We start from the raw sequence: 7,154 nt of genomic DNA, 5'->3' as shown, positions 1-7,154 counted from the left end.
CCCCCTTCAAAGGGGGAATGTAGCGACGGAAAAAGGAGAAGGGATAATTAGAGAATTAACAAATTTGGAAATTAGCAAATGAGAAGTGTGATTAATCGGTGGGATTCTGAAAGAGGTTGGTTTTTTGTTACTGTATAAAAGTTTAACATTCCTTTAATAGTTGAGAATAAAAAAAAGCATTACTTTTGCCCCAAAATTGAAACTACTTTTATAATCTATTTTAAATAAAGAAGATACAGGAATTACAAGAAGATTAGGTAATGATTTAGTAATAGCTCTTATTTCATTTGATTATACCTATTTTCTCAGTAACTTCTAGGTGCAAAGGTACAACATCTTGACAATATAACCAAAAAAATTTACCTTTGCACCCGCAGACGTGCAGCAACGCACGTCTGCGTGGAGCTGGTAATGTGTCAGATGTGTTATTTTTAATTATGTAGTAGAATGCGACAAAATCAAAAAATTTTGTCAGATTGAAAAAAAATGTATCTTTGCTCCCAATATGAGATTTTTCACCTTCATACTTAGCTTATATCTGTTGGCACTCACTGGGCTGCCTTGTACGGATATGCTTGAAGGTGAGGAGTCTTCAGCTTCTTATGAATTTGTAACAGCCCCAACTGGGGAACACTCTCATTTTCATTTGGATAGCTGTTCACCTTTCTGCATTTGCACTTGCTGCCAAATGGTAATCAGCACGCCCACTACTTATGAGGCCTTAACCATTGCTCAAGCCACCGCAACCATTCCCTCCTATAGCTATCCCCTGACCGTATGGTCTTCGAACTACTATGGGAATATCTGGACTCCTCCCAAGATATAGTCTTTTCTTTCTTCATCTCAAGTGATTGTTCATTAGTCATCTCACCCATCATTAGTCATTAACTAATCATTAATTCTTATTAGAAATGTTAGACAAAATCATACTATTTAGCATCAAAAATAAGCTATTTGTAGGATTCATGACCCTTATGCTTATTTTTTGGGGCGTATGGAGTGCTACAAGGCTCCCCATTGATGCCGTTCCAGATATTACTAACAACCAAGTACAAATCATCACCTCTACCCCTACTTTGGCCTCACAAGAGGTAGAGCAACTGGTTACTTTTCCTATTGAGCAAGCCATCGCCAATATTCCTGGGCTGGAGGAAACACGCAGTATTTCCCGCTTTGGACTCTCGGTCATCACAGCCGTCTTTAGCGAGGATATGGACATCTACTTTGCCCGCCAGCTAGTCAATGAAAAGCTCAAGGAGGCACAGGAGCAAATCCCTCAAGGCATAGGCTCGCCCGAACTCTCACCCGTGAGTACCGGACTGGGGGAGGTATATCAGTATATCATTCGCCCTACGGAACAGAGCAAAAACAAATATTCCGCCAAAGACCTCCGCACCATGCAGGACTGGATCGTGGCTCGCCAACTCTATGGTACCAAAGGAATAGCCGAAATCAACAGCTTTGGAGGCGAACTCAAGCAGTATGAGGTGGTTATAGACCCCGATCGCCTCCGTGCCATGGGGGTGAGTGTCAGTGATATTTTCACTGCTTTGGAGCAGAACAACCAAAATACAGGAGGTGCCTATATCGACAAGCGCCCCAATGCCTACTTTATCCGAGGAATAGGCATGGCTCGCTCCCTTGAAGACATAGGCAATATAGCCGTAGGCAAGCACACCCCTCCCCTCTTTATCAAGCATGTAGCCGAGGTACGCTTGGGCAGTGCCATCCGCTATGGTGCCCTTAGCTATAATGGCGAGGTGGATGCCGTAGGTGGGGTAGTGATGATGCTCAAGGGCGAAAACAGCCACGAGGTAGTCAGTCGTATCAAAGAAAAACTGCCCACCATACAGCAATCCCTACCTGAAGATGTAGTGATAGAGCCATTCTTAGACCGCACGGACTTGGTACAACGCGCCATCCATACAGTAGAGAAAAACCTCTTAGAGGGGGCGCTGATTGTCATCTTCATCTTAGTACTTTTCTTAGGGAACCTGCGTGCCGGACTGATTGTTGCCACGGCCATTCCGCTCTCCTTGCTCTTTGCCTTAGGAATGATGAACCTCTTTGGAGTAAGTGCCAACCTGATGAGCTTGGGAGCGATAGATTTCGGAATTATCGTAGATGGATCGGTTATCGTGGTAGAAGCAGTGATGCACCACTTGGCGATCCGAAAGAACCACCAACGACTTACCCAAGCACAAATGGATGAGGAGGTATTCCATTCCGCTTCCAAAATACGCAGTAGTGCCGCCTTCGGAGAGATTATCATCCTGATGGTGTATATTCCCATTCTTACCTTGGTAGGAGTAGAGGGCAAGATGTTCCGCCCTATGGCACAAACCGTCGTCTTTGCTATTTTGGGTGCCCTGATCCTTTCCCTGACTTATATCCCTGCCATGAGCGCTTTGCTCCTACCTAAAACAGTAAGTGACAAGCGCAGTTTTGCCGAGCGAATGATAAGCTGGCTCTACCGTCACTACCAACCGCTCTTTGTCCGTTCTATCCGCCTTAGGGGATGGATAATAGGCAGTACCGTGGTACTGTTCGTTCTTGCGGTAGGCATTTTCAGCCGTATGGGAGGTGAGTTTATTCCACAACTACAAGAAGGCGATTTTGTTTTTGAATGTATTCTGCCACCGGGCACTTCCCTGAAGCAGAGCTTGGAGACTTCCATGCAGGCCTCTCGCCTGATTCGTGAGTTCGACGAGGTGAAAATGGTGATAGGCAAAACAGGTTCTGCCGAAATACCTACCGACCCTATGCCGCTGGAAGCCTCCGATATTGTGATCGTACTCAAGAGCCAAGACCAATGGAAAAGTGGTCGCTCCTATGAGGAATTAGGAGATGCCATCATTGAGCGGCTCAAGGATATTCCTGGGGTCTTCTTTGAGAAAAGCCAGCCTATACAAATGCATTTCAACGAATTGATGACAGGTGTCAGACAGGATGTAACGATAAAAATCTTTGGAGAAAACATGGATACCCTCGCCCACTACGCCCAAAGAGTAAGCCAACTTATCCAGAAAACAGAAGGTGCTACCGCCCCACAGGTCGAAAAAGTAAGCGGACTTCCGCAAATCAATGTTACTTACGATCGGGTACGCTTGGCCAACTACGGACTTTCGGTGCAAGAGGTCAATGAGGTACTCAGTACCGCCTTTGCTGGTAAGAAGGCTGGGGTTGTCTTCGAGAACGAACGAAGGTTCGACCTTGTGGTACGCCTCGATAGCCTCCATCGTACCGGAATTGACGATGTACAGCATATGATGGTAGCTACCGAAAATGGGCAGGTGCCGATGAGCCAATTGGCCACTATCAAATATGAATTAGGCCCCGCACAGGTGAGCCGTGAAGCAGGCAAGCGCCGTATCGTCATTGGCTTCAACGTGCAAGGGCGCGATGTGCAGAGTGTGGTGAGTGATATAGAACAAAAATTAAAGGGCGTAAAGCTCCCTACGGGCTATTACTTTACCTATGGCGGTCAGTTTGAGAACCTACAAAAAGCCACCGATAGGCTCCTTATTGCCGTACCGGTAGCCCTGCTCTTGATTTTTTTCTTGTTATACCTTGCTTTCCATTCTATAAAACAATCATTGCTCATCTTTAGCGCTATCCCGATGAGTGCCATTGGGGGCGTATTTGCCTTGCTTCTTCGGGGAATGCCTTTTAGTATTAGTGCGGGTATTGGTTTTATCGCGCTCTTTGGGGTAGCAGTGCTCAACGGTATAGTGCTTATTGGCACTTTCAACCAGCTGAAAAAAGAAGGAATGACCAACCTTTTGCATCGCGTGATTACGGGTACCGAAATGCGTTTACGCCCTGTGCTAATGACGGCTATGGTGGCGAGCTTAGGTTTCCTCCCTATGGCGCTCAGTCAAGGAGCAGGAGCAGAAGTACAACGTCCCTTAGCCACTGTGGTCATCGGAGGGTTAGTATCGGCTACCTTCCTCACCCTCTTCGTGCTTCCGTTGCTTTACATCGCTTTCAATAGTACCTTTTCTTGGCGCCGTCCTTCAGCTAAAGTACTCACGATAGCCCTATTGCTTATCAGTCCTATAGCGCTACACGCTCAGCAGTCTTACTCGCTACAAGAAATAGAGCAAATAGCCCTTAAGAACAATGGAGTGATTAAGGCAGCACAACTCAAGCTACAAGGAGCAAGTGCTAAAGAGCGAACCTCTTTTGAATTGGCTAAAACAGACTTTACAGGGCAATACGGGCAGTACAGCAGTGCTGAAAAAGACCTTTCAGTAGGTGTATCACAATCTATTCCTTTGCCTACAGTATTTGCTGCTCGCAAAAAGCTCTATCAAGCAGAGACACAATTACAACAAGGGCAATTAGCCCTTCAGCAGAATGAACTGAAGCGGCAAGTGCGCAACGCATATCAGCAATTGCAATATTTGACTTTTAAAGAGGAACAGCTCTTGCAGCTTGATAGTCTCTACAATAATTTTATTCGCATTGCTGAAGTACGCTATAAAGCAGGGGATACCAAGAAGATAGATATTAACACTGCCCAAGTGAAGAAAGGAGAAATAAGTTTGTTACTTCAACAGAACAAAACTATACAACAAGCTACCTATCGCAACTTGCGTACGTTAATGCAAACAGAAGAAGCATTTACCATTACCAAGTCGCCCGTGTATGAGCCTTTGTTACTCAGTGAGCCTTCGGATGTACAACTCTCTCAGCACCCTTTGGTACAACTCAGCTATCAAGAAGCAAACATAGCTGAGCACAACAAACGTCTAGAGCGTGCCCAAGCCCTGCCCGACCTTACATTGGGCTATACCAATCAGTCTCTTATAGGAATGCAAACCATTGGAGGGGTAGAGACCTATACTGATAGAAGTAAACGTTTTCACTTTGCCACCATAGGGCTTTCAGTTCCTATTTTTACCGCTACCCGTGCCAAGGTGAAAGCTTATAAATATCAGAAAGAAGCAGCTATAGAAGCAGCTCAACAAACAGAAAAACAGCTTAAAACTCAATGGATAAATCTGCAAGAGGAATACCAACTGAATTTGCAAAAATATCAGTTTTACAAACAAGAAGCGCTACCTGAAGCCGAGCGCATTATCCGAGCCAATCAGTTAGGGTATAGCGCAGGTGAAATAAGCTATGTGGAGTACCTTTACACCCTACAGACAGCCGTAGATACCCGCTTGGCATACCTTGAGAGTATCGAGGCGCTTAATCAAAAAGTAATAGAAATACAATCCCTTTTAAACCAGTAAAACAAATGAAAAAATATGGTATAAAAATCGCTTTTATCCTTATAGGAATTAGTCTATCAGCCTGCAATGGCACTCCTACAACTACCAATAATCAAAAGCTCGAAGAGCGCGAAGAACACCACGAAGAAGGAGGCAACCTCACCACCCTTACCCAAGCTCAAATCCAAACTGTAGATATTCGTTTGGGACATATAGAAGAAAAAGCTCTTGCCGCTACCCTCAAAGCCAATGGAATACTGAGCGTGCCTGCCGACCATCAGGCGAAGGTATCGACTGTATATGCGGGGATTATCAAGAGCGTAAAGGTAGAGATAGGCAGTTATGTGCAAAAAGGGCAAGTAATCGCTACTGTTTCTAACCCAGAATTCTTGCAACAACAACAGCGCTTGCTCACCGTTAATGGTCAGATAGAACTTGCTAAACAAGAACTTGACCGTCAGCAAACCCTCTATGAAGGGAATGCTGGTACTGGTAAGAACCTACAAGCCGCTACTACTCAGCTACGCACTCTCCGTACCGAAAAAGCTTCGCTTGAAGAACAAATACGCCTAATGGGCTTAAACCCTCAAACACTCACCGATAAGGGAATGCAATCTACTTTGGCGATAGTGGCTCCTATTAGTGGGAATATCAGTGCGGTATATACTAACAAAGGGGCTTATATAGATGCCTCCACCCCTATTGTGGAAATCATCGACAACAGTTCGCTACACCTGCACTTGCAAGTGTATGAGCGTGACTTGCCTTACATTAAGGTAGGACAACAAGTGCACTTCAACCCTACCAATAACACCTCTCGCGAATATGATGCCCAAGTGTATAACATTGCGGCTTCGTTTGAAAACGAAAGCAAAAGCATCATTGTACATTGCCACGTAGAGGGTGACAAACAAGGGCTCATCAATGGAATGAATGTAACAGGGGTTATCAGTCTTGACAAACAAACGACCCCTGCTGTACCTAACGAGGCTATCGTAGAGGATGCTGGTAAATCCTACATTTTTCTGGTAACCCAAACTTCGGATAAAGAAACCTCTTTTGAGAAAGTGGAGGTAGTAAAAGGAGCTTCCGAAAGTGGGTATACTGCCATTGCCCCTGTAAAACCTATAGCCCCCGAACAGACTATTGCCACCAAAGGAGCATTCTTTATCAACGCAACCTTAGTAAATGCTGGAAAAGATAGTGATTAGAATTGGTAATGTATCGGATATATTATTAAAATTTTATTACATTAGAAATACAATAAAAATATAAAAGTAAAAAACCACGACTTCGGAGTGTGTTTTAATCCCTGCAAGGGCAAGTGGTTTTGAGGTGCCTACACGCCTAATGCGTGCCTCAAAACACAACTTGCTCTGTTCCGGTGAACAGAAAATTCTCCCTAAAGGTCAAATTTTAATTAACCATAAGAAAAGAAGATAAATACTACAAGCTCATAAAGTGATTTAGGGCATATTAGCAATATATTTAATCACTTACTTACAGAGTTATTTACAATTCTATGTAAAGCTATATGTATATTTGTACATTACTTTGCATTCACGCATCAAAGCAAGCAAGTATGTACGAAGGTAAAAACGTAATTAGGTAGCTACATAGTTTGAAATTTTTATTCGACAATGGGAGGAAAAGCGGTATTCGTTTCAAAAAACAATCTGTAAGAAGCGGCATTTTTCTCATATTTGACATTTTTTTTATTCGCTTAAAGGTCGGAATGAGCTGGTTTCGTTTCGAGTGCCATAAAAGGTCTGTGTTTAGCTTCTGCAAGGTTTTTCAAAAAAATACTACCCGCAGGACAACGGACAAGGGCTGGAGATTTTTTGAAAACCCATCGGGCTTGACCTTGCAAGAAGCGTTAAGAACACAGAAATACCTTTGCACTCGAACAACGAACCGCCATTACGTGCCTTA

The 7,154-nt window shown here is 44.1% G+C and carries 3 protein-coding genes; all 3 read left to right on the top strand.

The genetic code is table 11. The annotated features are described in order from the left end of the window. Positions 1–505: 505 nt before the first annotated feature. Entirely contained in the window at positions 506–826 is a 321-nt protein-coding gene (locus tag HMPREF9072_RS12650; protein ID WP_009411032.1) for a DUF6660 family protein, read from the top strand. A gap of 85 nt (positions 827–911) precedes the next feature. Then, on the top strand, positions 912–5,243 hold the full coding sequence (locus HMPREF9072_RS06750; protein ID WP_009411031.1) for a CusA/CzcA family heavy metal efflux RND transporter: 4,332 nt from the start codon (positions 912–914) through the stop codon (positions 5,241–5,243). Between the two features lie 5 nt (positions 5,244–5,248). Beyond that, positions 5,249–6,433: an efflux RND transporter periplasmic adaptor subunit gene (locus HMPREF9072_RS06745; RefSeq protein ID WP_009411030.1), complete on the top strand. Its 1,185-nt coding sequence runs from the start codon at positions 5,249–5,251 to the stop codon at positions 6,431–6,433. The last annotated feature ends 721 nt before the right edge of the window (positions 6,434–7,154 follow it).

The sequence above is a fragment of the Capnocytophaga sp. oral taxon 324 str. F0483 genome, from assembly GCF_000318315.2.
Classification (GTDB): domain Bacteria; phylum Bacteroidota; class Bacteroidia; order Flavobacteriales; family Flavobacteriaceae; genus Capnocytophaga; species Capnocytophaga ochracea.
Note: the sequence above shows the minus strand (reverse complement) of the source record. Positions and strands in the feature narration are given on the sequence as shown.

Coding starts and splice junctions, on each gene's coding strand:
- HMPREF9072_RS06745 (WP_009411030.1), top strand. CDS start 5,249: ATGAAAAAATATGGTATAAAAATCGCTTTTATCCTTATAGGAATTAGT.
- HMPREF9072_RS06750 (WP_009411031.1), top strand. CDS start 912: ATGTTAGACAAAATCATACTATTTAGCATCAAAAATAAGCTATTTGTA.
- HMPREF9072_RS12650 (WP_009411032.1), top strand. CDS start 506: ATGAGATTTTTCACCTTCATACTTAGCTTATATCTGTTGGCACTCACT.